Annotated in this window: 21 protein-coding genes; 18 read left to right on the top strand and 3 right to left on the bottom strand. The window is 58.8% G+C overall.

Annotated features, from left to right (window positions below; genetic code table 11):
* Window positions 1-52 precede the first annotated feature (52 nt).
* The 14 genes from POF53_RS24270 to POF53_RS24205 all read left to right on the top strand — a co-directional run bounded on the left by POF53_RS24270 (window position 53) and on the right by POF53_RS24205 (window position 16,520).
* On the top strand, window positions 53-7,489 hold the full coding sequence (locus POF53_RS24270) for a hemagglutinin repeat-containing protein (RefSeq protein ID WP_498969797.1): 7,437 nt from the start codon (window positions 53-55) through the stop codon (window positions 7,487-7,489).
* On the top strand, window positions 7,486-7,722 hold the full coding sequence (locus POF53_RS24265; protein ID WP_203651466.1) for a hypothetical protein: 237 nt from the start codon (window positions 7,486-7,488) through the stop codon (window positions 7,720-7,722). Before POF53_RS24270 ends, POF53_RS24265 begins: the two co-directional genes overlap by 4 nt.
* Before the next feature lie 315 nt (window positions 7,723-8,037).
* Window positions 8,038-8,346, top strand: a complete 309-nt coding sequence (locus POF53_RS24260; protein ID WP_498969794.1) for a hypothetical protein — start codon at window positions 8,038-8,040, stop codon at window positions 8,344-8,346.
* Between the two features lie 249 nt (window positions 8,347-8,595).
* Window positions 8,596-8,955, top strand: a complete 360-nt coding sequence (locus POF53_RS24255) for a DUF596 domain-containing protein (RefSeq protein ID WP_203651468.1) — start codon at window positions 8,596-8,598, stop codon at window positions 8,953-8,955.
* Between the two features lie 302 nt (window positions 8,956-9,257).
* Window positions 9,258-9,518, top strand: coding sequence for a DUF8617 domain-containing protein (locus POF53_RS24250; RefSeq protein ID WP_498969792.1), 261 nt, complete (start codon window positions 9,258-9,260; stop codon window positions 9,516-9,518).
* Between the two features lie 258 nt (window positions 9,519-9,776).
* The gene (locus POF53_RS24245; protein WP_498969790.1) at window positions 9,777-10,289 is read left to right on the top strand and encodes a hypothetical protein; all 513 of its coding nucleotides are present in this window, start codon (window positions 9,777-9,779) and stop codon (window positions 10,287-10,289) included.
* A gap of 940 nt (window positions 10,290-11,229) precedes the next feature.
* On the top strand, window positions 11,230-11,808 hold the full coding sequence (locus tag POF53_RS24240) for an SMI1/KNR4 family protein (protein ID WP_498969788.1): 579 nt from the start codon (window positions 11,230-11,232) through the stop codon (window positions 11,806-11,808).
* Between the two features lie 89 nt (window positions 11,809-11,897).
* Window positions 11,898-12,347 carry a hypothetical protein gene (locus POF53_RS24235; RefSeq protein ID WP_203651477.1) on the top strand — a complete coding sequence of 150 codons (450 nt, stop codon included), beginning with the start codon at window positions 11,898-11,900 and terminating at the stop codon, window positions 12,345-12,347.
* A 269-nt stretch (window positions 12,348-12,616) separates the two neighbouring features.
* On the top strand, window positions 12,617-12,940 hold the full coding sequence (locus POF53_RS24230; protein ID WP_186600151.1) for a hypothetical protein: 324 nt from the start codon (window positions 12,617-12,619) through the stop codon (window positions 12,938-12,940).
* A gap of 435 nt (window positions 12,941-13,375) precedes the next feature.
* Window positions 13,376-13,615: a hypothetical protein gene (locus POF53_RS24225; protein ID WP_446846745.1), complete on the top strand. Its 240-nt coding sequence runs from the start codon at window positions 13,376-13,378 to the stop codon at window positions 13,613-13,615.
* 161 nt (window positions 13,616-13,776) lie between these two features.
* The gene (locus tag POF53_RS24220; RefSeq protein WP_498969785.1) at window positions 13,777-14,040 is read left to right on the top strand and encodes a DUF8617 domain-containing protein; all 264 of its coding nucleotides are present in this window, start codon (window positions 13,777-13,779) and stop codon (window positions 14,038-14,040) included.
* Between the two features lie 77 nt (window positions 14,041-14,117).
* Entirely contained in the window at window positions 14,118-14,717 is a 600-nt protein-coding gene (locus tag POF53_RS24215) for a hypothetical protein (protein WP_203651479.1), read from the top strand.
* A 116-nt stretch (window positions 14,718-14,833) separates the two neighbouring features.
* A complete protein-coding gene (locus POF53_RS24210; RefSeq protein WP_244670970.1) occupies window positions 14,834-15,319 on the top strand; it encodes a pentapeptide repeat-containing protein in 486 nt (161 codons plus the stop codon).
* A 274-nt stretch (window positions 15,320-15,593) separates the two neighbouring features.
* Complete coding sequence (locus POF53_RS24205; protein ID WP_186600156.1) at window positions 15,594-16,520, top strand: DMT family transporter; 927 nt, start codon at window positions 15,594-15,596, stop codon at window positions 16,518-16,520.
* Between the two features lie 255 nt (window positions 16,521-16,775).
* On the opposite strand, the gene POF53_RS24200 is transcribed toward POF53_RS24205, so the two are convergent.
* Window positions 16,776-17,945: an MFS transporter gene (locus POF53_RS24200; protein WP_498969782.1), complete on the bottom strand. Its 1,170-nt coding sequence runs from the start codon at window positions 17,943-17,945 to the stop codon at window positions 16,776-16,778.
* Between the two features lie 106 nt (window positions 17,946-18,051).
* Between POF53_RS24200 and ptrR the strand changes: the two genes are divergently transcribed.
* On the top strand, window positions 18,052-18,945 hold the full coding sequence (gene ptrR, locus POF53_RS24195) for a putrescine utilization regulator PtrR (protein ID WP_260271318.1): 894 nt from the start codon (window positions 18,052-18,054) through the stop codon (window positions 18,943-18,945).
* A 136-nt stretch (window positions 18,946-19,081) separates the two neighbouring features.
* On the top strand, window positions 19,082-19,198 hold the full coding sequence (locus POF53_RS24190) for a PA1414 family protein (RefSeq protein ID WP_011535016.1): 117 nt from the start codon (window positions 19,082-19,084) through the stop codon (window positions 19,196-19,198).
* A 210-nt stretch (window positions 19,199-19,408) separates the two neighbouring features.
* Here POF53_RS24190 and POF53_RS24185 read toward each other — a convergent pair whose 3' ends face one another.
* Entirely contained in the window at window positions 19,409-20,788 is a 1,380-nt protein-coding gene (locus POF53_RS24185; RefSeq protein ID WP_475859244.1) for a sodium:solute symporter family protein, read from the bottom strand.
* A 287-nt stretch (window positions 20,789-21,075) separates the two neighbouring features.
* The gene (gene speB, locus POF53_RS24180) at window positions 21,076-22,038 is read right to left on the bottom strand and encodes an agmatinase (protein ID WP_189660286.1); all 963 of its coding nucleotides are present in this window, start codon (window positions 22,036-22,038) and stop codon (window positions 21,076-21,078) included.
* A 214-nt stretch (window positions 22,039-22,252) separates the two neighbouring features.
* Here speB and POF53_RS24175 point away from each other — a divergent pair, with 214 nt between their 5' ends.
* The gene (locus tag POF53_RS24175) at window positions 22,253-23,146 is read left to right on the top strand and encodes a LysR family transcriptional regulator (protein ID WP_028691117.1); all 894 of its coding nucleotides are present in this window, start codon (window positions 22,253-22,255) and stop codon (window positions 23,144-23,146) included.
* Between the two features lie 146 nt (window positions 23,147-23,292).
* Window positions 23,293-24,852: a methyl-accepting chemotaxis protein gene (locus POF53_RS24170; protein ID WP_498969778.1), complete on the top strand. Its 1,560-nt coding sequence runs from the start codon at window positions 23,293-23,295 to the stop codon at window positions 24,850-24,852.
* Window positions 24,853-24,865: the final 13 nt, after the last annotated feature.

Here is a 24,865-nt window from a genome sequence, read left to right as displayed (position 1 = left end):
CACCCTCGACAACCGCGGCGGCATCCTCGCCAGCCTCAAGCATTCGCTGGGCGTGCGCACCACCGGTGTGCTGCGCAACGGCAGCGACGCCAATGGCCAGCGCGGCGTTCTCCAGGCACTGGGCCTCGATCTGCAGAGCGCCAATCTGGACAACCACGGCGGGCGTATCGCAGCAGTGGGCGGTGATGCGCTGATCCGCGCCGGGCAGCTGGACAACCGTGACGGCGGCATCTCCGCCAGCGGCTTGCTAAAGGTCACCGGCACCAGCCTGCTCAACGGTGGTAACGCGCGCGGCGAGATGGTCGGCCAGCGTATCGAACTGAGGCTCAATGGTGCCCTGGACAACCGCGGCGGTGTCGTCGAAAGCGCCAGCACCCTGGCCATTACCGCCGCCAGCCTGGACAATCAGGGAGGACAACTGCGTGCCGTGGGCACCAGCGGCAAGAGCCAGTTCGCCATTGGCGGGCTGTTCGACAACCGCAACGGCCAGGTGGAGATCGGCAGCAGTGACCTGACCCTCGGCGCCGGCCTGCTGCAGAACGTCGGTGGCAAGGTGCTGCACGCGGGCAAGGGCGTGTTGGACATCGACACCACCATCCTCACCCAGGCTGGCGGTAGCCTCAGCACCCGCGGCGGTCTGACCTTGACCGCCGACAGCTGGACCAACGCCAGCGTGATCCAGGCCGGGCGCCTGACGGTCAACGTCAACAACCTCACCCAGACCGACGGCGGCCAGTTGCTGGCCCTCGACAGCCTGGTGGGCAACGGCGGCAATTGGAGCAACGATGGCCTGATCGCCAGTGACGGTACCCTCAGCCTGAACCTGGGCGGCAGCTATGGCGGCAATGGTCGGGTCAGCAGCCTGGGCACGCTGGGGTTGAGCGCGGCGCAGATGGCCCTGGGCTCCAATGGCAGCGTCACGGGCGTGGGCAACACCACGATCAATATTGCGGGTCTGTTGAGCAACCAGGGGCGGTTGAGCACGGCGGGCGATCTGCTGGTCAACGCCGGTAGCGTGAACAACCTGGGGACTTTGGGTGGCAACCAGCTGGTACGGGTGACCAGCGATAGCCTGCGCAATGACCATGGGTTGCTGTTCAGCGGCGGGGGCATGCAGCTGTACGCCAGTAGCCTGACCAACTTCTATGGGGATGTTTACAGCCAGGGTGGGCTGACGGTGGCGCGGGATGGGGCGGGCGGTCTAGCAGATCTGGTGGATAACGTTTCTGGCAGTTTGGAAAGTGCCGGGGACATGCGTCTTAATGCCACGAACATTCAGAACAGGAAAGAAATATTCAAGACCACTGGCACGCCGAAGTGGAGTGCGATTGGTATGCGACAGACCGGGCAGCTTGCCGGGCATATGGTGCTTGAGGAGTATTACGAGAAAAAAGTAGAGATAGATTCCCCTGCGGGAGCAATTAGAGCCGGACGCGATCTTTCTGTACTGGGCACTCGCATGGAGAACGCGGCCTCGGTGATAACGGCTGGGCACGATATCGCAGTCAATGTGCAGGATTTTATTAATGAAGGTAAGGCACTAGGTACCTATTCCGAGCTGAAGTCATTTGCACTTCCTAATTACTACGCAAAAAATGCATGGCCTTTCTGGAGTGCAGTTACGACCTATAATGCTGCTCATGATCCTGGATACACCCAGGTTACCGCAGGTTTCCGTAAAAATCGCTACAACGTCGGCACGATGCGCTTCTGGGATGCCAACTGGAACGAATCGCGAACGACTCCGTCGTTTCACCAGGCCGGACCTTCTGGAAATGGTAACGATATAGTTTATGTCGGTTGGACGCAGTATCTTGGCGGCTTCAATATGAGCGCCTTCGGGGCCGCACCTGCTTACAATCCGAACTCCACAGTGCCCCTTCCAGCGGCTGTGCAAGGTATCAATTTCTTTGAAACTCGAACTGTTGTGCACGACGGACAAGTTGGCGCAGCAAATGCTGTCGTTCAGGCGGGTGGTCGGGTCAGCATCAATGCAACCAAGAGTCTGACCAACAGTGTTATCCAGGAAGGGCTTACGGTCAGTGGTCCGACCGCCAAGGCGTTCGACCCGAAACTCCCAGGGGCGTCCGGTAACACGCTTATCAATATTCATGCCCAGCTTCCCCCTGACCTCGCGCAACAGCAGGTCAATCCGCTTGCCTTTGGCGGCTTTACGTTACCCACCGGTCAGAATGGCCTGTTCCGCCTGAGTGGCCAGGGTGGGAGCGTTTCGGGTAGCCCAGCCCAGAGCTGGAAGCTTGGCAGTGCAGACGTCACGATCCAGGACCGTCGGGCGATGGTGTCCGGCACACAGCCTGGGGCGTTGCAGGCCATCGATGCCAGAGCGGTAGAACAAAATCATCAGCAAATCGACCGAATTGCCCATCAGGGTGGAGCCGTGGGTGGCACTGCCAGCGCCATCGGTGTCAACGCGCCGAATGGCGCGCCGGTTGAAGTATCCCTGTCGCAACGACATCCCGGTGCCGATGTTCGCGAGTTGACTGCCGGTGGCAACCTGGGCATCAGCGCTCGTCCTGACATCCCGGGGGTCACCCGGATGCCGGATAGCCAACACACCAGCAAGCCACACAAGTACCTGATCGAGACCAACCCGGTCCTGACCGACCTCAAGCAGTTCATGAGTTCCGACTATCTGCTCGGCAACCTGGGCTATGACCCGGACCAGAGCTGGAAGCGCCTTGGCGATGGTCTCTACGAGCAACGTCTGATCCAGCAAGCGGTGGTAGCCCGTACCGGCCAACAGTTCATCGATGGCCAGACCTCCGGCGAGCAGTTGTTCAAGTACCTGATGGACAACGCCATCCGCAGCAAGGACCAGCTCCAGCTCAGCCTGGGTGTGGGCCTGACGGCCTCCCAGGTGGCGGCGCTGACCCATGACATCGTGTGGATGGAAAAGCACGTGGTCAATGGCGAGGAAGTGCTGGTCCCGGTGCTCTACCTGGCCCAGGCCAACAACCGCTTGGCGCCCAACGGGGCGCTGATCGCCGGCCAGGACGTACAACTGATCGCCGGCGAGAACCTGACCAACGCCGGTACCTTGCACGCCAGCCGCAACCTGTCCGCCACCGCCGGCAACAACCTGGTCAACACTGGCCTGGTCCAGGCGGGAGAACGCCTGGAACTGCTGGCCGGCAACAACCTGAGCAACAGCGCCGGCGGCATCATCACCGGACGCGATGTGAGCCTCACGGCGGTCAACGGCGACATCATCAACCAGCGCGACCAGGTTCGCCATGCCATGTCCTATGGTGGTGTGACCAACCAATGGGACTATCTCGACAGCGCCGCGCGCATCGAGGCGTCCAGTGGCTTGGCCCTGAAGGCGGGCCAGGACATCAAGAACATCGGTGGCGTGATCAAGAGCGAGGGGGACCTGTCGCTCAGTGCCGGCCGCGACGTGAGCCTGTTGGCGGTCGAGCAGCGCGAGGGGTTCTATAGCGGATCCCGGCGTAGCAGCGCAGTGCAGCAACATGGCGCCAGCCTTGAGGCCGGCCGCGACCTGAGCATCGGCGCCAGCCGCGACCTCACCGCCGTGGCCAGCCAGATCGACGCGGGCCGCAACCTTACCCTGGCCGCCGGCGAGGACCTGAACCTGACCTCCGCCGCCAACGAAGCCCACAGCTTCAGCCGCAGCAAGAAGGTCACCCAGTCCAATGACCAGGTCACCCAGGTCTCGACCACGGTCAAGGCCGGTGGCGACGTCTCGCTGTCCGCGGGCCAGGACATGGCCATCGTCGCCAGCCAGGTCAAGGGCAAGGGCGCTGTCGATATCGATGCCGAGCGCGACCTGACCATCGCCTCCGAGCAGAACGAAAGCGCTTCGTACTACCTGAAGAAGAGCAAGGGCTCGTTCGGTCGCAGCAGCTCCAAGCAGCAGGAGAGCTACCACAGCACCAACGTCGCCTCGGTGATCGAGGCCGGTGGTGACCTGACCGTCAACGTCAGCAAGAAGGACGGCGGCGGCATCGCCCTGGACGGTGGCCGCGATGTCTCGGTGATCGGCAGCCAGCTCAAGGCCGGCGGCGATGTCATGCTCGGTGCCACCGGCGATGTGGCGGTGCTGTCCGGCGTCGAGGAGCACGGCGAGTACAGCAAGAAGACCAAGTCCGGCTTCCTGGGCCTTTCGAAGAGCGGCAAGAGCCAGTTGCAGACCCGCGCCACGCAGGTCGGCAGCGAGCTGGATGCCGGCAACGACATCGTCATCGCCGCAGGCAGCGATGTGCGCCTGCGCGCCAGTGAGGCCAATGCCGGCAAGGACGTCGAGCTGCGTGCGGGGTTGATCGACAAGGCGGGTGACATCAACCTGGTGTCGGCCAATGACACGGCCTATAGCCACTCGGAGCAGTACAAGAAGAAGACGGGGCTGTCGGTGTCGGGCGGCTTCGTTTCCGTGGCTTCGGCAAAGAAAGCCGGGCAGGAGGCGCAGAGCAGTACCAGCGTCGGCAGCCAGCTTACGGCCAGGCAGGACGCGAGCCTGAGTGCCGAGCGCGACATCAACGTCATCGGCAGCGGTATTTCGGCCGGGCGTAACGTAAGCCTCAACGCTGGGCGCGACGTGAACGTTGCCGCTGCGCAGAGCGAGCACAGCGAGCACCAGTGGTCGAGCGAAAAACGCACAGGCTTCGGCGTCTCAGGCGATGACAATGGCGTCAGCGTGTTCCTCGGCAGCGAACAGCAAAAGGCCAAGGACCGCCTCGAGCAGCAATTGGCTGCGGCCAGCCAGGTCAAGGCCGGGCAGGACCTGGGTATTCGTGCTGGACGAGATATCAACCAGACCGGCTCCGACCTCAAGGCTGAGCACGACATCAACCTCGATGCTGGCCGCGATATCAACATCGATGCCGCCCGCGAGCGTTTGCTGGTGGAGCACGAGCGCGAGCAGAAGAGCCAAGGGCTTGGGGTCACGATCAACCATAACCTGGGTAAAACCAAGGATGCGCTCGAAGGCGCCGGCAAAGGTGAGAACGGTGTCAGCCAGACCTCCAGCACCTTGCGTGCAGTCGATGCTGTCAGTCAGTTCTTTGCCGGGCCGACCGCCGATGTGAAGCTTGGCACCACCAAGCAAGGCAGCCGCGAGCGGGTGGTCGAGGAGAGTCAGAGTGGCTCCACCCTGGATGCCGGGCACGACGTCAACCTCAAGGCCGGCAACGATGTCACCATCAAGGGCGGGCAGTTGCAGGCGGGTCGGGACATCAGCATCAGTGGTCGGGATATCAACCTCGATGTGGCCAAGGGCAGCTTCAGCCAGGAGAACCAGCAGACCAGAAGCTGGGGCGGTATCCATGGCGGAACCACTGGCGGGATCAAACTGGGGGCAGGTGGCAGCTATGGCGTTGCCGACCAGGACAGTGTCCAGGGTACTTCGACCGCGAGCCAGCTGAACGCAGGTCGTGACGTCAAGTTCGATGCCCGCCGTGACGTGAACGTGGTCGGCGGTCAGGTCAGTGCCGGGCGCGATATCGACATTGCCGCGGCCAATGACATCAACATCCGCTCGGCGCAGAACGACAGTAACAGCCAGAACACTCGCCATAACGGTGGCGGCGAGGCGGGGTTGGCGTTTGGCGAGGGCAAGGTTGGTTTCTACGCCAGTGTCGATATCGGCAAGGGCGACCTGAAGCGCGAGGCCGAGCAGCAGCAACAGGCGTTCCTGTATGCCGGGGACCAGCTGAAGTTCAGCAGCGGCAAGGACACCACCATCGCCGGCGCGCAGATGCGTGGCGATGAGGTGATTGGCCGTGTGGGAGGCGATCTCAAGGTTGCTTCCGTAGCGGATACCGGCAAGGTCGAGGGCAAGGAGTTCGACCTGAGTGCTACGGTATCCGTGGGTGTCGGCGCCAGTGTCAGCGGTTCGGTGGGCTACGGACAGACGACCGGCAAGACCAACTGGGTCCAGGACCAGACACGCATCACCGGTGGGAACAAGGTCGACATTCGCACCGAGCACCACACCCAGCTCGATGGCGCGTTGATCGCCGCCGACAACGGCAACCTCAAGCTCGACACTGGCACGCTGGGTTACAGCGATATCGCCGGCAAGGACAAGGAGCACGGTTATTACCTCAACGTCGGCGGCAGTTGGTCGCAGACAAGCGGCGGCAAGTCCGAAACCCATGGCAACCTTAGCGGCTGGGAGTATGAAAAGGACCGCGAGCAGATCGTCCGTGCCACGGTGGGGGCTGGCGAGGTTAACGTGCGCCAGGATGCTCAGACCGGCAAGGACTCGGTAGCCGGGCTGAATCGGGATCTGGACAAGGCTTACGAGATCACCCGGGACAGCGAGTCGCGTACCGATTTGTATGTCTCGGATACTTCCGTCAAGGCGGTGCTGAGCCCGAAGAAAACACTGGAACAGTGGCAGAAGAGTGCGGCCAAGTATGGTGAGAACAGTGAAGAGGCCTTGCAGAAACTGGGTGATCTGTTCCTGACTGTGAAGGCATTGGGCGCAGGGGCTGATGCCGATGCGGTGAGTCTTGCCGTGGGCATGGCTGCATTCACTCGTCAGTTGGGCAGTCGCAACGAAGAAACACGCAGCGCGGTGGTTAATACCGTTCTAGGCAGGATTACCCAGGGCTCATCGGGTAAAGAGTTCGATGCGGTTGCCCAGCGCCTGGTCGACTTGGCAGGTAACGACCCACAAGCGGCACTGAAGGTGCTGGCCGCCCTGGATTCCGCCAATCATCAAAAAGACGGGCGAACGAACTTCGTGCCCGTTGCTGCATTGGGTGCGGCCCTGGTTGCGGGGCTCGGTGTGTCACTGAGCCTGAGTCAGGGCTCGCCAGAACGCCAGGCGGATATGCGCGCCGCCGCATCAAGCATGTTCGATGCCATCGAGGCATCCACTACGGACATGAGCAAGAGAGCGGAGTTGATGGTAGTGCTCTCCGGTCTTGTCTTTGGGAGTACGGTCTTACCAATCCATGAGCTTGACCCGCGGGCGAAAATCTACGAAGGGATGCTGGCTGAGCAAAATCGCCAGAACCCATCGAGCGGAGGATATGCGGAAGGTGGGCAGGTGACTGTGACTCCGCATACCGGAGGCAAACAGCTTGATGGGCAGACGACTAGCGGAAATTACGAGACGCCAGGGCACCAGTTGAACCCAGGGGCAATATTTAATGAGGTTTTACCACCGTCGGGAAATGAGTCAAAAAAATTTGGAGATACTGCGACCCAGCCGTACACAGACGGACAGCTGATCAGTCATGCTGGACGTGCTGTTACAAAGCATCCAGAATATTTTGGGTTTGACTCGACTGAGGCGCTTAGAAAGACGTATAGATCAGATGCTCAACTGAATGAGGTGGGCAGTGCGGCTGTAGACGAAATACTCAAAGGGGGTACTAGGAGTTCGGGGGCGGGAGGTCGCTACCCAGCAGGTTGGGTGACTTATACGTTGCCAGATGGTAGAGCTGCAAGTTGGGAGCCGGGTGGTAAGTTTATTGGGTTTAGAGGAGTGAAGCCATGAGCAGTTTGGTGTTTGAGAAAGTTGGTGATGTAAATAGTAATTTTCCTTATCTGTGCGTATACAAGGAGGGCGGTGGCGAGCCGTTTATGGAGATTTCCGTAAATTCAGACAGAGAGTTGGAGTTTGTATTTTATTCAAGTTCTAATGGTGTTTCACTCACGGCCGAGGAATGGAGGGAGATTTTTGTGCGTGGGGAAAAATTTCATCCGGAGGCATTAGAGAATGGTGATTGAGTTGGTGAAAGCTAAAAAATATGGGGTTATTTGTTGTGCTCAAATTCTGTAGTTTATTTTTAATGTCGAGATGGTTGACGGTGCAGGGGGACGTTATTGGCAAGAATGAAGGGCGCCAGATTTTAGACATTATGGCGAAAAAGGGGGCAGATTTTTTTCCTGCTCTAGTTTCGATCCTGTAGTGGAGAAGGGGTCGAACAGTCATGCAGGGCAGGTCGAAACTAGAGTATAGAAAATAAATCTGTCCCCTTTTGCGTGATATGAAAATCACAACGCCGTAGCAGCTTCCACCTGCGCTGCAACCCGGAAGAACTATTGAATGATGTGGATATGATTGTTCGAGAAATTGGGCGGGCTGAGCCTGTGCAGGTATTTGGGATCTACTGGGTAGGAAATGAGCGCTTTTACTGGGTTATTCCCTATGAAGGTTACGGTGGTCTTATGGCACTTAGTGATCGAGAGGTCAATATTGTGGACTCTACCTTATCAGATGATCTCATCATCTGCAAAGCAGGGGGTGGGGGAGACATGATTCTGCACTGGGCAGCCGAAGATCTGATTGAAGAACTTGCGGAGCGCGAGCCGCAAGCGATGGCCGAGTTTATGAGGCGCATAGAAACCTGATGATGCAAAAGGAGCTATAGAAGTAGATAAGTTCTGGTGTTGCCAGGGGCGGGAAGGGTGTAATTAATGGTGTGAAAGGCAATAATGTCGAGGTCAAGCTGTCGATCTTTATGCGTTGGTCCGGGCCGATGGCGTAAAAATAAATTTGCGTAATGGTTCAAGCTCTACTGCAGAGTCCGGCGCCCAATGGACGATTGATATAGTTGGGCATCCAGGAGTGAAAGCTCCAAAGTTAGAGGTGAAATTCAAATGATTTCATGCTGTCGAGACTCAGAAGAGTTCAGGAAGATTGTGGAGTGGAGTCAAGGTTTAGCCGTTGATGCATTGTGGTTAAGCGTATGCAAGATATACTCGGATGAGGGTTATAATGACCGTAAGCATATTTTCTTAGAAGTGCTGGCTACCCTACTTCTAGAGGGTAGGGTATTTCTCGCTAGTGGGGAACCATTGGTCGGAGCTGTTGCTGAACAAATTGCTGCATTTGATTTGGCTTGGCCTGCAGAAGAAGACATCGACGAAGCGCTATTTTGGGTTACCAAAGATGGAAATAGTTGGGTGCCCGGAGGCCTCGTTTGGATTTACGAGGATGGTACGGAGATATGGACATAATCAGTATGCCTCGCGTCGGTGTGGCTTGAGTAAAGTAGTTGACTTTGTTTTGAGGAAAAGGAGGTGGATCTATTTTTTCTACAATAGTTTCGATTCCTTTAGGCGAAGGTGTCTAGCGGTTACAGAAAATGAAAAAGGGGACAGATTTATTTTTCCTGCTCTAGTTTCGATCCTGTAGTGGAGAAGGGGTCGAACAGTCATGCAGGGCAGGTCGAATCTAGAGCAGGAAAAATAAATCTGTCCCCTTTTGCGTTTTTTTGCGTTACATAGGCAGGCTATTAATAGCTTGTTAGGGAGATAAAATGGCTAAGTTTCTATGTCGTTGCACTCATGTCATTAGCTTGGTTAGTTCTCCTGTTTCAGAGGAGTTCACTCTCGTTCCAAATAAGTTGTTGTATGAGTTGGCGGGGCGAGCTGATAAAGGAAGAATCCCTTTTGATGAGTTTTTTGATCGTGTAGATGTAGTTGGTAAAGAGGCTATTACTTGTCCTGCGTGCGGTCGAGTTTGGATAAGAAGGGATGAAGGGGCAGAATATTGGCCCTGTCTTGAAGAAAAGGAATAGTATGCCATCCGGGGCAGATGTATTTTTACTGCTCTAATTTCGGTTCCTGGTGGCGAAAAGCGAAAAAGGGGACAGACTTATTTTTCCTGCTCTAGTTTCGATTCTGTAGTAGAGAAGGGGGCGAACAGTCATGCAGGGAAGGTCGAATCTAGAGTGTAGAAAATAAACCTGTCCCCTTTGCGCTACTTTAGTGATAAAGGTGTTCTCTGATAAAACCGGTAACTTGATAAGTGCCTTCCCGGTTAAGGTGATGAACTAATGAGGTTTCTCCCTGTGCATGTGTGGCGTGAGCTTCAGTTGGCTGTGATGCTGCTTAGTGAAGAGTCATCGTTAAGAGATGTTCTTGGGGTTATTCTTTTGTGGGTCAGAGGTAATTATAAGTATTTTACTGTTGAGCCGTTTTTGAGTTATGGGGTCGATGAGTTTTCGAATGTAAATGAAAGTTTGATGCCTGTTGATTATTCGTCATTTTTACCTAGTGATATAACACGCTTCAAAAAGGTCATTCTGGGACATCAGGCTAAGGACGTTGAGTCTATAGCGCGGTTTCTACGCGATACAATCGAGGCCTTGATAACTGTTGAAGTTGATAAACAATGCCCTAGGTGTGAGTCTACTGGGCTGCGCGTCTTTATAGGTAGGCATAACGGGTTACTGGCTTACCAATGTGACGTTTGTGGTCATTCCCATTACATAGACGGATCCAAGGTGGAAGCTGGTGGGTTAGAATTTGTAAGTGAGGGAGTGTTGCGAAATATTGGCATGATTTAATGGTGTAAAAAGGAAAAAGGGGACGGATTTATTTTTCCTGATTTATTTTTCTTGCTCTAGTTTCGATCCTGTAGTGGAGAAGGGGTCGAACAGTCATGCAGGTAAAATGGGACAGCTTTATTTTCCCTGCTCTAATTTCGGTCCTAGCAGTCATGCAGGGGCGGTAAAAATTAGAGTGGGGAAAATAAATCTGCCCCCTTTACTGGTGCTTTTTTACTGATGGATACTAGGCTTATATGGAAATAGTCTTCTTCTGGAGTGGCGAAGGTAGCGACCGCGAGCCAGGCTGTCGGTCTGATGTGCTCGGTCGTGATGGAATAGATTTCTTAGCGTGCTTGCTGACTGATCATGGCGGACAAAAATATGAAAGCACGATAGCTTGGCTGGATGAAGGGCTATCTAGAGTCGGCTTGGTAAGGTCTGGAACTATTGGTAGTTGCGATTGGAGTCGTGATAGTTGGGGGGGTGGAGCTCAAGGGTAAAGTTGCAAAGATATATTCGCTATGTGATGAAGGCTGTTGTTTTGTTTTGAGTATTAATGATTTTGAGAAGGCGCTCTTAGACTGGAAGAAATTTATTATGACTGTCTGAAAGTGAAAGGTCGCAGGTGCCTCGCTGGACAAAGACCGGAAAGTGGTAGGTCTATTTTTTCTACTCTAATTTCGATCCCTTTAGATGAAGGTGTCTAGCGGTCATGCAGGGGGGATAGAAGTTAGAGTAGGGGGGTGAATTTGTCCCCTTTTATCGTACCATTTTATACTTGGCTCAGTTCGTGCGGCAGATACGACCAGCCGTTCTAGCTGGAGAGTCGGTAAACTATTGGGCTATTCTTATCTACTCAGGCAGCAACCTAATGCTGACTGGCGTGACGTTGACCGCTCGAGACTCCATCGGTTTACAATGTGGATATATCCAGCCCTAGCATCAATGGAATCAAGTAATGCTTGCCGACCTAATGAAGCTGTTGCCTCCACCGGCTTCTCCTGCCTACTCGAACCCTGACTGGGCAAGAGTGGAAAATGACCATGGCATCCGATTGCCTGCTGACTACAAGGCTTACATCGAGCGTTTTGGGGCGGGGTGCATAGACGATTTTTTATGGGTAATCGATCCATTCTCCAGCAGTAGTGATCTGAATATCTATAAAGGTGATTACTTTCGTGAATCTTATGCGGTGATGAAAGCTGAGTTCCCTGGTGACTATCCTAGGCCAGCCTACCCAGCTCAGGGGGCGTTTTGGCCTTGGGGATTCACTGAAAATGGCGAGACGCTGGTGTGGATTGTTAACGATGAACCAGACTCTTGGTCCGTTGCGCTTCATAGTGTGGACCAGGGGGAGGAAGATCTAATCGCCTGTGGTTGTGTTGAGTTTTTATGTAAGCTGCTCAGAAGTGAGATCCACTCACGTATCTTACCGGAGGATTTCCCCAGTGGAGGAGGATCTCCTTATCGTCGTGCCTTTCAAGTAGTCGCTATATGTTGTGGGGCTGAGTTTGTCCGCTTTTGTACGGCTTCCTGAATGTTTGATAGCAAAAGGTGGTTGGGAGAATTACATTGAATTAACAAGTGGCGGCGGAGAAAATAACGCTGGGCAATTGAAAGGGTTAGATGATGGATGTGAGTGCAACGCATGAAGGGCGCCAGATTTTAGATATTGTTGAGTGTTTGGGAAGGACCGAGTGGCGTAAAGGGTCTACCAGTACGTATGTTGTAAAAACACATGCGGGGTTGTCTCTCAGGAGTCAGATTGAATATCCTCCATCAGTTTGTTTTCGTTTCGTTAAAGAGGATGTTGCGGTTGTTGCTGAGTTGATTAGGTGCGTGGATGTCTATCAGGGGCATTTGAAGTGGGCAATGATCGGCGAGGGCAGGGAGGATGGGCGACATAGTTGGGTTATTGCTCCTCAACGTTTGTTTGATGTGGAGGAGCAGGCGAATCGGGACGATGAAACTGCGAAGCAGTTTCTGGCTAAAAATGATCCTGACTTCGGAAAGCAGGCATATGAAGATATGGCGGGGCTTACTGCACATATGAAAAGTTATTTTGGAATGGGCTAAGGTTTAATGTGGCGGATATATTTTTGCTTCTTTGATTTCTGCTGTTGTGTGGCCAGAGTGACGGCGAAGTCTGGTGCTTAAGTTGCCAGTGAAAGCGTCGAGTGCTGGAAGCGGAGTATCGAAGTGATCGCGTGAAGAATAGATCTGTCTTCCTTTGTACCTGTTTGTTGTGTGGGGTGCTCCGTTAGGTGAATAATGTGCTTGCTCGGTTTTAAGAATGCCGAAGTGATGCCAGATTTCTCGGTTGAGTTCCGTCGTTGGGTAGTATTATGGAAAAGATTGAGTTAATTCGTGCTTTGATTAAAGCGGGCAGGGGCGATGATCTTCTTGCTTTTGTCGAAGGAGAGTCTCCCTATCTGACTGATGCCTCACAGGGGGTGCCGGAATCACCTTGGCTGAGAAGAATCTGGGTGCTTGTTGTAACGCATCTCAGATTTGTCACGCGATATGGAGAGGTGACGAAGCCTCAGATCGCTGACGGCCAAGTGCTGTCACCCTATCCTGCAGAGTTCCAGCTGTGGTTGGCGGCAGGTGCACCGGGTATAGCACTCGAGGATTTGCAGGCCTATGTCAGAGAACATCCATTGGATTGACAAAGCTTTTCTCTTTGATTTTTCTTTGCAATGATATTTCCCAGGGGTATGGGGTCGCTGGGTGGTGCTCCCATCACCGATATGGGTGAGGTCAGAGAGCAGGCTAAGTGAAAAATCAGTTGAAATGGCTAGGCGGGCGACGAAGTGCAAAATGATTGACGGTATTACTAAACAACGGGTCCAGGTTCTCATGGATCCCCGTTATGGGCCTTATATCAGAGTTTTTTCATTTCAGGACAGTGGGGCGCTCCGGGATCTGTTTGATGATGAATTCAATGTGCTCTACTGGTTGGGCCCTTGCCCGGACCTTAGTGTTCATGGGGGGAGCGAGTACTATTTCGGTACCGTCGCCGACCCTGTAAAACTTCAGGCACTGCTCGACAGCATCGAGCTATAGGCGTTCGCCAAGGTTTCAAGAGAGAGGGTAAGTCACTTATGATCGATTCTGTAACCGGTGAGCGGGTTCAGGTTCATCTGGACCCTGAGCAGGGACCTTTCGTTTATATTGTGGGGGCCGAGGACTGCAAACGGCTGGAGTATCTGTTGGATGCTGAGTATTTTGTTCCCTATCTGAAGGTGAAATCGCCAGATCTCTCTCTACCAGTAGCGTGGATTTATTCCTTCGGCAGCATTGCTGATCCACGAAAGCTTCAGGCGCTTCTGGATGGTATTTGAACGTATGCTTCGCGGAGTGGGCTTATGGACCCTAAGGCACCCAATGCAGGTGTAGATATTGACACCGTATCAGATTATATTTCATGCCTTTTTAGTGATAGTTTAAGTAGTGCAACCTGGCGGAGGCACGCTTCGATAGACCAGGCAGCGGAAAAAGCAGAATGCCAAAGTTTTTGTGTAGATGTGGGTATGTCATGAATTTGTCGCAGGGATGGTCAGATCATGAAATGACATTGATGCCTGAGTCAGTGATCGAGCGGGTTGCAGAGCGCCTGGAGGTGGGGCCAATGTCTTCGGAGCAATTCTATGAGGCGATTGAAGTGACTGCCATGACAGTTTACCGTTGCCCCCAATGCAAACGATTGTATTTGGAGGAAGGTAAGAATAGTTTCACGGCCTATGCCGTAGAACAGGTAGGGTCTTGAGGGTTGGTGGCGAGTTGTTCGGAAAGTAGAATTGGGTTGAACGTGGCCGGGTTAAGTCTGTTTTTGGAGGCATGGCGATGGGGCTGAATGAAAAATGGGTTCCAGGTTTTGGAGAGGTATTCACTTGGTTCGCCATGGATAAATTCGGTCGAATTGCAGTCATGGTGAATAATTGCTACGGGGCCATTCCCGAGGTACTGCTGAGGCTGGAAGGGGTAGAGCAGGTACTGGACTCGATAAGCGAGTTTGTTTGGCAGGAGTCCCAGGAATATTCTGATTACCCGCCAGCAAAGCAGGGTGGCTTTGCAGTGGATCTTTACTCAGCTTGGCGCTGGCAAGGCAAGTCGAAAGCCAGTGTGGCAAGCACACTGCAAAATGACCTGGAAGAACGGCTGAACTATAGCGAGGCGAACCTTGCCTTTAACAAGGGATTATTCGTGTATCACGCCGTGGAGGGTAGCCGTGCGGGTGAGGACTACCCCGAAGGGTATGCTGGGGATACTGCGATGGGTGATTACTTCAGGTTTTTAGTGCCAGGAGAGTACGCCACGCTTGAGGATTTTCCCGTTGGGCTGAGGCGAGGGCTGGTGGTGTCTGATAGCTTGGACTTTTCTTTGCTCCAGGTGCTGGAGAGTAGGCTTGTCAGCCAGCATTTTTGTTCGTTGTACCAGGCGTAGGCAGCGCAGGTTGTACGCTCAGGCTGTTTCCCAGGCGCTCGCAAAGGTCGCCGGACGCGATAATCATTGGATGGGCCGAGATGATCTCACTGTGCTTTGAAACGGGAGAGTGCAGGGTGTTTGACCAAGACAATTTGCCCGGCGCCAACCTCGATGGACTGTCATTGCACCGGGCGCAGTTCGACGGCCTGGATGCCAGGGCGACTACATTCATAGGTAGCGATCTCAGAAACGCTTCGTTCATCGAGGCGGATCTGACCGCTGCCGACATGCGAGGAGCGACGTTGGCCAATGCCCTGTTCAATGGCGCCCGGCTGTGCAATGCCGATCTTTCTCGGGCGCTGGCCGCCTCTGCCGACTTCAGCGGGGCCGACCTGCGCGCTGCAAACCTGGCAGAGGCGGATATCGGAGGGGCTGTATTCAAGGGCAGCAATCTATGCGGTGCCGATTTACGCGCGCGCAGGATCGAGAAGGCAGAATTCCAGTTGGCCATGTTCAACGACAGTACCCGGTGGCCAGCGGGATTCGATCCTGTCGCTCAAGGCGCAGTCCGGCAAAGCGATGATTCTGCTTTTGAAGTGCCTTCTGAAGAGATCCTATGATCGGCTGACACGGTGATTGGGGGGCGTATGGCGCTCAGTTCAACCCGAATAAATGGGCTTGATGCATCGATGCCCAGAGGCAAGCCTGCGTATCTCCCGTCGAGGGATGCCGGCAAGAAAACCTGTACGCCCCTGATTACTCAAGCCTTCGCCATGACACGGACCGGAGACGGGACAATTTAGACTGGCATCGCCAAGGCCGGTCACCCGATAATCGGGATCCATTCTCACTGCTGAGCCTTGCCATGTCGTTCAACCCGCTGAGGGGCCGCCCATGACTGCGGTCCGCAAGAACCCCGACGCCTTCGCCTTCCAGGTCATGCTGGGGCTGTGCCTGATCTGGGGCTGCCAGCAGGTGCTGATCAAATCCGCTGCCGTGGACATTGCACCGGTCATGCAGGCGGCGTTTCGCAATGGCATCGCCGCGCTGCTGGTGGGGCTGCTGGTCTGCTGGCGAGGTGGCTGGAGCCAGGTGGGCAGCACCTGGCGCGCCGGGTTGCTGGCCGGCGCGCTGTTCGGCCTGGAGTTCCTGTTCATCGCCGAGGGGCTGAAGCTGACCTCGGCGGCGCACATGTCGGTGTTCCTCTACACCGCGCCGATCTTCACCGCCCTGGGGCTGCATTTCATGATGCCCAGCGAACGGCTGCGGCTGTTGCAGTGGCTGGGCATCCTGCTGGCCTTCGGGGGGATTGCCCTGGCCTTTGCCGGTGGCGTTTCCCTCGAACACCTCGATGGGCGCATGTTGCTGGGCGATGCCATGGCGATCCTGGCGGGCCTGGCCTGGGGCGCGACCACGGTGGTGGTGCGCGGCTCGCGCCTGTCCGAGGCGCCGGCGACCCTGACCCTGTTCTACCAGCTGGCGGTGGGGTTTGTCGGGCTGGTGCTGATCGCCCTGGTGAGCGGGCAGATCGCCGATTTCTCGCTGACCCCGCTGGCGGTGGGCAGTGTGCTGTTCCAGGGGATCGTGGTGTCGTTTGTCAGTTACCTGACCTGGTTCTGGTTGCTGCGCAAATACCTGGCCTCGAACCTGGCGGTGTTTTCCTTCATCACGCCGTTGTTCGGGGTGACCTTCGGCGTGCTGCTGCTGGATGAGCCGCTGAGCCTGAACTTCGTGATCGGCGCGGTGATGGTACTGCTTGGGGTGGTCATGGTCAGCGCCGAGGCGTGGGTGCGGCAGCAGTTGCGCAAGCTGGTGGGATGAGAGGGTAGACGCGCCGGCCCCTGGCGCGTTCCACCACGTCCACGGCTTTTGCTACGTAGGCTGCATCTCCTGTCTCCAATGCGTCAGCCATGAACTGTGCGATGGTTTCCGGAGAAGCCAGATAGGCGGCAGCGTCGAATTCATGGAACGTTCCAGTCATTTTGCGTCCTCTGCGAGTGCTGGAGAATGTAGCCAATGAAACGTTGCCGAGAGAGGCACAAATGATTTCGATCTGTTGCTGAACTGAACCCACCATCACCCGGCAGTACGGGCATTTGAGTGGCAATCCTGCAGGTAATGACCTCCTGTCACGGCCAGCACTCCGGCCACGGCCAACCCTGCCGCCGCCAACACCAATGCTGGCTGTAATCCACCACTGAAATGACTGCTCAACGCCGCCAGCAACGGCCCGCTCAACTGCCCCAGGGCAAAGCACGCGGTCAGCAACCCGGCATTGCGCTGCGTGGCATGGGGCGCCAGCTCTCGCGAGCGCTGCATCACCAGTTGCATGCAGGCCAGGAACGGCCCGCCGCACAGCAGCACGCCCAATGCCAGACCGATGCCGCCACCGAGCAGGCAGGCCAGTACGCCGAGCCCTTGCAGCCACAGGGTGGTGGTCAGCCAGGCAGAGGTCCGCCCCGGGCGGCGCAGGCTGACGATGGCCACGCCAAGCGCCGATGCCAATCCGAACGCGGGCCAGAACAGGTCGGCCTGCCACTTTCCGAGGAACTGCTGGCTGGCCATCTGCGACAGGAAGGTGGCCGGCAGGATGTAGCCGATCCCGTAGAGCGCATAGACCAGGCCCAGGCGTCCGATGCCGGTGCCGCGGCCTTGTTCGTTGACGGCCGCAGGTGTGGCGGCGGGTTCCAGCGCCCGTGGCAGCAACGGCAGCACCGCCAGCAGCATGACCAGCGCGGCGACGCCATAGACCAGCCATAGGGCTGCCGAATCCAGCTCCAGCAGGTGCGCGCCCAGGGCCAGCACGCCCGTCACCGCGATGCCGACGCCGGGCCCGGCGAACACCAGCGCGCCGAGGCGCTGGTGGCCATGGGCGCTGGCCAGTTGCTGGCTGAGGCTGGCGATCATCACCAGCACCCAGGCGCTGGCCACGCCGGTGCCGAAACGCAGCAGCAGGTGGCTCCAGAAACCGTCGGCGGCCCACGAGGCCAGGGTCAGTAGCACGCACAGCCACAGCCCTCCATGCAGGCGCAGGCGCACCTGGGCGGGCTGGCGGGCGAACATGGCGTCCACCGCACCGAGGAAGTAGCCCAGGTAGTTGGCGGCGGCGACCAGGCCGCCGGCGGTGAGGTCGAACTGGCCCTCGGCGATCAGTCGGGGCAGTTGCGGCGTGAGGGCGAAGCGGCCGATGCCCATGGCCATCATCAGCGCCACGGCGCTGGCCAGCAATTGCACGATGGGTGACATGGAAAGTCTCCTGCACGAAGGGATGCGATGGATGGCAGGGTAGGGTTCATTGACTTTCAATAAAATTGAATAATGATGATCAAGTTGTTCTGTTTTGGAGAATCCTATGGAGTTCAGCCAACTGCGCATCTTCCAGGCCGTGGCCGAGGAGGGCTCGGTGACCCGCGCCGCCGAGCGATTGCACCGGGTGCCGTCGAACCTGTCGACGCGCCTGCGCCAGCTTGAGGAGCAACTGGGGGTGGAGCTGTTCCTGCGCGAGCGCCAGCGCTTGCAGCTGTCGCCGGCCGGCAAGGTGCTGCTGGACTACGCCCACCGGCTGTCCAACCTGCGTGACGAGGCGTTGGCCGCGGTGCAGGGCGGCCAGCCGGCGGGGGACTTCGTGCTGGGCACCATGTACAGCACGGCGGCTATCCACTTGCCGGCGTTGCTGGCGCGCTACCACCAGGCCTACCCGGCGGTGAACCTGCAGGTGCAGGCGGCGCCCAGTGCCGAGCTGCTGGAAGGGGTGCTCAGCCATCGGCTGGACGCAGCGCTGGTGGACGGCCCGCTCAACCTGGCCGGGCTGGATGGCGTGCCATTGTGCGAGGAAACCCTGGTGCTGATCACCAGCCCCGAGCACCCGGCGGTGCACAGCGCCAGGGATGTGGCCGGCAAGGCGGTGTTCACCTTCCGCCAGGGCTGCTCGTACCGCATGCGCCTGGAAGCCTGGTACGCCCATGCCCACACGCCCATGGGACGGGTCATGGAGATCGAGTCGTACCAGAGCATGCTGGCCTGTGTGATCGCCGGGGCCGGGGTGGCGTTGATGGCGCAGTCCATGCTCGACAGCCTGCCGGGCCGCGAGCAGGTACGGGCGCATCGGCTGCAGGCACCGTTCGACCAGGCGATGACCTGGCTGATGTGGCGCCAGGGCAAACGCGGGGCGAATCTGCAGGCCTGGATCGATTTGCAACAAAGCGAAACGATTGACCGACCGTCGGAAGCTGCCGTCTGCGCTTGATCCGGGTCAGAATCGGCCCTATGTGTAGGAACAGAGGCATGCGCAATACAGGACATCGGGCTATGATCTGTATGACGCACCGCAGGATCGATTGACCAAGAGGCTGACCCGTCAAGGGGGCATTATGAACGAACGCATGTATAACTGGCTCCACGACCTCGCCGTCGCCTTGGGCTTGCTCCCGCCACCGTTGCAGCCGGTGCCGATCCCGACCGACGAAGAACAGCGCAAGCGCCAGCCGCGTCGGCGCTGACAACTGACAAAAAGGCCGCCGCATCCGAGTGATGCGGCGGCCTTTTGCGTTTTACCGGCTTGAACCTCTCATCCCTGTAGGAGCGGCCTTGTGCCGCGAAAGGGCCGCAAAGCGGCCCCGTCGGATTCAGCGCTTAGCCGAGACAGGGGCCGCTACGCAGCCCTTTCGCGGCACAAGGCCGCTCCTACAGGGGATGGTGTGGAAGTGGCCTCAGGCCAGGTTCACCGTCGCCACTGGCTTGCGCGAAGCCAGGCTGACCACCACGAAGCTCACCAGGCCGATCGCCAGGCTGTAGTAGATCGGCGTGTTGGCCTCCAGGCCGTCCTTGAACATGAACAGCAGTGCGGTACCGAAGCCCAGCGTCATGCTGGCGATGGCCCCCGCGGTGGTCGCGCGCTTCCAGAAGATCGCGCCGATCAGCGGGATCAGCATGCCGCCAACCAACAGGTTGTAGGCCAGGGTCAGGGCGCTGATCACATCGTTCACCGCCAGGGCGATACCCAGCACCACCAGGCCGGTGAGCAGGGTGAACAGGCGGTTGATGCCCAGGCTCGACTGCTTGCCGCCGCGCAGCTTGGGCAGCAGGTCTTCGGTCAGGGTGGTCGAGGCGGCCAGCAGGCCCGCGCTGGCGGTGGACATCATCGCGGCCAGGGCGGCGGCCATCAGCAGGCCACGGATGCCTTCGGGCAGTTGGCCCTTGATCATCTCGGCGAAGGCGTTGTTCGGGTTGGCCAGGTCCGGCATCAGTACATGGGCGGCCATGCCGATCAGGGCGCAGGCCAGGCCGTACAGCACGCAGTAGATACCGGCGGTGGTGCCGGCGCGCTGGCAGACCTTCTCGTCACGGGCGGTGAACACCCGCTGCCAGATGTCCTGGCCGATCAGGATGCCGAAGAAGTAGATCAGGAAGTAGGTGATGATGGTGTCCCAGCCGATGGTGGTCCAGCTGAAGCTGGCCGCCGGCAGCTTGGCCACCAGGGCGTCCCAGCCGCCGGCCTTGTACAGGCACACCGGCAGCAGGATGAACATCAGGCCCACGGTCTTGATCACGAACTGGACGATGTCGGTCAGGGTCAGCGACCACATGCCGCCGATGGTCGAGTACACCACCACCACGCCGCCGCCGAACAGCAGGGCCATCCAGAACGGCACGTCGAGCAGCACCTGCAGTACGGTGCCCATGGCCAGGGTCGAGGTCACCGCGATCATCAGCGCGTAGGCGAGCATGATCGCCGCGCTGGCCTGGCGGGCCATCGGGTTGTAGCGGCGCTCCAGCACCTGGGTGACGGTGAAGATCTTCAGGCGCAGCAGCGGCTTGGCCAGGAACAGGTTGAGGGCGATGATCCCCAGGCCCAGGGCGGCGCACAGCCAGAAGCCGGAAATGCCATGGACGTAGCCCAGGCGCACGGTGCCGACGGTGGAGGCGCCGCCGAGCACGGTGGTGGCCATGGTGCCCATGTACAGGGTCGGGCCGAGGTTGCGCCCGGCCACCAGGTAGTCTTCGTGGGTCTTCGCGCGCCGCATGCCGTACCAGCCGAGGGCGAGCATGCCGGCGGCATAGATCAGTACAACGATGATGTCCAAGGCCATTGGGGGTCTCCCGATTATCTTTATTATGGCGAGATCGGCCGTCTGGACGCTGCAAGGCGCCCGGCGGTCCTGTCATGTGTTGGCGGGCCTCTATGGCCCTCCCGAATGGCTCCTGCCGGGGTCAAGCAATCGCTTGCAGCGCAACGCCCTGTGTGTAGGAGCGGCCTTGTGCCGCGAAAGGGCTGCAAGGCAGCCCCGGCGTTCTCTGCGAAAACGCTGAAAACCGGGGGCGCTGTGCGCCCCTTTCGCGGCACAAGGCCGCTCCTACAAAGGGCGGTGCTTGACGGCTAGCGACGTACCACGCCCGGCAGCACGCAGAGCATTTCGAACAGCAGGTTGGCGCCCAGCAGCGAGGTGTTGCCGGTGGTGTCGTACGGTGGGGAGACTTCGACCAGGTCGCAGCCGATCAGGTCCAGGCCGTGGCAGCCGCGGATGATCTCCATCGCCTGGATGGTGGTCAAGCCGCCGATTTCCGGGGTGCCGGTACCGGGCGCCCAGGCCGGGTCGATGCCGTCGATGTCGAACGACAGGTACACCGGGCCGCCACCGACTTTCTCGCGCACTTCGGCCATCAGCGGCTCCAGCGACTTGTGCCAGCACTCTTCGGCCTGGACTACACGGAAGCCCTGGCGACGGCTCCAGTTGAAGTCGTCGGCGGTGTAGCCCTGCGCGCGCAGGCCGATCTGCACCACGCGGTCGCAATCGAGCAGGCCTTCTTCCACGGCGCGGCGGAAGGTGGTGCCGTGGGCGATCTTCTCGCCGAACATGTGGTCGTTGACGTCGGCGTGGGCGTCGATGTGCACCAGGCCGATCTTGCCGTGCTTCTTGTGCAGGGCGCGCAGGATCGGCAGGGTGATGGTGTGGTCGCCACCGAGGGTCAGCGGGATGACATTGTGCTCGACGATCTCGTCGTAGGCCTCTTCGATGATGCGCACGGCGTCCAGCAGGTTGAAGGTGTTGATCGCCACGTCGCCGATGTCGGCCACCGACAGCGAGTCGAACGGGGCGGCGCCGGTGGCCATGTTGTACGGGCGGATCATCACCGACTCGGCGCGGATCTGCCGTGGGCCGAAGCGGGTACCCGAGCGCAGCGAGGTGCCGATGTCCAGTGGCACGCCGATGAACGCGGCGTCGAGCCCTTCGGCGCTTTGCAGGTGGGGGAGACGGAGCATGGTGGCGATGCCGCCGAAACGCGGCATTTCGTTGCCGCCCAGTGGTTGGTGGAGAATCTTGTCCACGGTGGGCCTCATCAGTCGGTCGATTGTTCTGTTTGTTCGAACCTGTGCCGCCGCGCGCCTTGGTGCTCTGGTTGTGCCGGCGGGCAGGGACATTTCGCCGCAGTCTGCGCAAGGTAGTGCCCGGGAAGAATCGCTACCGACAAAAACTTACTTCAGGAATTTCTGAACTATCGGTGTGCGGCCGGGTTAGACTCTGGCCATTTCCAGCCCACGGACCCGTTGCCCCATGGCCTCATCGCTGCCCGACCTGAAACTGCTGCGCATCTTCGCCAGCGTGGTGCGTCACCAGGGCTTCGCCAATGCCCAGCGCGACCTCAACCTGTCGACCTCGGCCATCAGCACCTACATGAGCCAGCTGGAAAGCGCCCTGGGTATCGTGCTCTGCCACCGTGGCCGTGGCGGTTTCAGCCTGACCAGCAAGGGCGAGCTGTTCCACCAGGAGACCTTGCGCCTGCTGGGGGAGCTGGATGGCTTCGAGCAGTATGCGGCGGCACTCAAGGGCGAGTTGCGCGGCACCCTCAACCTGGGGGTGATCGACTCCACTGTGGGCGACCGCGCCTTGCCGCTGGCCGAGGCCATCGGTGCCTATAGCCAGGAACATCCGGCGGTGCACCTGCACCTGTCGGTGTCCAGTCCGTACGAACTGCAACTGGGCGTGCAGGACAACCGCCTGGACCTGGCCATCGGTGCGTTTTCGTCGCGCATGAGCGGCCTGGTCTACCAGCCGCTGTACCGCGAGCAGCACTGGCTGTATTGCAGCAGCCGCCATGCGCTGTTCGGCGAGCGACGGATCCCGGAGCCGGTGATTACCCAGCAGCGCATGGTCGGGCGTGGCTACTGGAGCCAGGCGGAGCTGGCCCGGCACGGTTTCAAGCACAGCGCCGCCACCGTGGAAAGCATGGAGGCGCAGCTGATTCTGATTCTCTCCGGCGCCTACATTGGCTACCTGCCCGAGCACTATGCCCAGGCCTGGGTCGACAAGGGTGATCTGCGCGTGCTGTCGCCGGCAACCTTCGGCTACCAGGCACCGTTTTCCCTGATCATCCGCCGCGGTCGGAGCCGGGAACCCTTGATCCAGACGTTCCGCGACCTGCTCAAGAGCCAGCTCAACGTGGGCTGACCCAGGTCGTGTTCAGCACATTCCGTCAGGTCGAGTAAATTTCCTACAAAACTTGACCGCTGACGTGATGGCCTTCTGCTAAATATCTACTTGCTTTGATGATTTCCCCACTCATCTGGATAAGCAAGGGATCGCCAACGATGCGCATGAATTTGCCCGTCACCGAGCACGAAAGAACCTTTCCCCAAGACCAGCGGCTGATCTCCACCACCGACCTGAACAGCCGCATCACTTACTGCAACGACGCATTCGTGGCCATCAGCGGTTTCACCTACGACGAACTGGTCGGCCAGCCCCATAACCTGGTGCGGCATCCCGACATGCCGCCAGCGGTCTTCGGGCATATGTGGGACACCATCAAGCAAGGCAAACCCTGGATGGGCGTGGTCAAGAACCGCGCCAAGAACGGCGACTTCTACTGGGTCAGCGCCTACGTCACGGCGGTGTACGAGAACGGCCGCATCAGCGGCTACGAGTCGGTGCGCTCGGTACCGACCCGGGAGCAGATCCGCCGGGCCGAGAACTTGTACGCCCGCTTGCGGGCAGGGCGCTCGCCGGTACCGCTGGCGGCGCGACTCGGTTATGGAGTCGGCCATGGCTGGCCGTTGATCGGTGCGGGATTGCTGTCGGCCGCCGCCTATCTGTTGCTGCCCCCCTATGCGGCACTGGGTGTGCTGATGGCCAGCCTGCTGGCGGCCTGGTACGTGGTCGAGCACCGGCAGAACCAGTCGATCCGGCGCACCCTGCAGGAGCACCCCAAGGCCTTCACCAGCCCGTTGGTGGCCCTGACCTACAGCGACAATCCCGGGCTGCAGGGCCAGCTCGACCTTGCGATCATCAGCGAGGAGGCGCGCCTGCAGACCGCGCTGACCCGCTTGGTGGATGCCGGTGTCGGGGTCAAGTCGCGAGCCGCGCAGTCCGCCGACCTGTCCGATGCCCAGGCGCAGATGCTCGACCGCCAGCGCAGCGAGACCGACCAGTCGGCCACCGCCATCGCGCAGATGGCGGCGACCATCCAGCAGGTCACCCACAACGTGCAGAGCACCGCCCACGCCGCCAGCGACGCCGACCAGCTGGCCCAGCAGGGCAGCGACCTGGCGCAGCAGAGCCTGCGCGCGATGGGCAGCATGAGCGAGGCGGTGAGCGACATCGGCCAGGCGGTCAATGCCCTGGCCGAGCAAACCCAGTCGATCGGCAGCGTGGTGGATGTGATCACCTCGATCGCCGAGCAGACCAACCTGCTGGCGCTCAATGCCGCCATCGAGGCGGCGCGGGCCGGCGAGCAGGGCAGAGGCTTCGCCGTGGTGGCGGACGAGGTGCGTTCGCTGGCGCAACGAACCCGCGCCTCGACCGAGGAGATCCACCACATCATCTCCACCCTGCGCTCCGGTGCCGACCGCGCGGTGGCCAGCGCCAGTCGCGGCCAGCAGATCTCCAGCGACAGCGTGCACAGCGTCGAGGCGGTGCAGGCGGCGTTGTCGGGGATCGCCCAGGCGGTTAGTCGCATCACTGGCATGAGTCAGCAGATGGCCACGGCGTCCGAGCAGCAGAGCCATGTCGCCGAGGACATCAACCAGCAGATCGTGCGCATCGCCCATCTGTGCGACGAGAGCGCGGGACAGGCCAGGCAGGGGGCCGAGATCAGCCAGGACCTGGAGCGCATGGCGGAGTACCTGCACAGCCTGGCGGAGCGGTTCAACCGCTGAAGTTGGGCCGTGT

It is taken from the genome of Mitsuaria sp. RG, from assembly GCF_028369275.1.
Classification (GTDB): Bacteria; Pseudomonadota; Gammaproteobacteria; order Pseudomonadales; family Pseudomonadaceae; genus Aquipseudomonas; species Aquipseudomonas peradeniyensis.
Note: the sequence above shows the minus strand (reverse complement) of the source record. Positions and strands in the feature narration are given on the sequence as shown.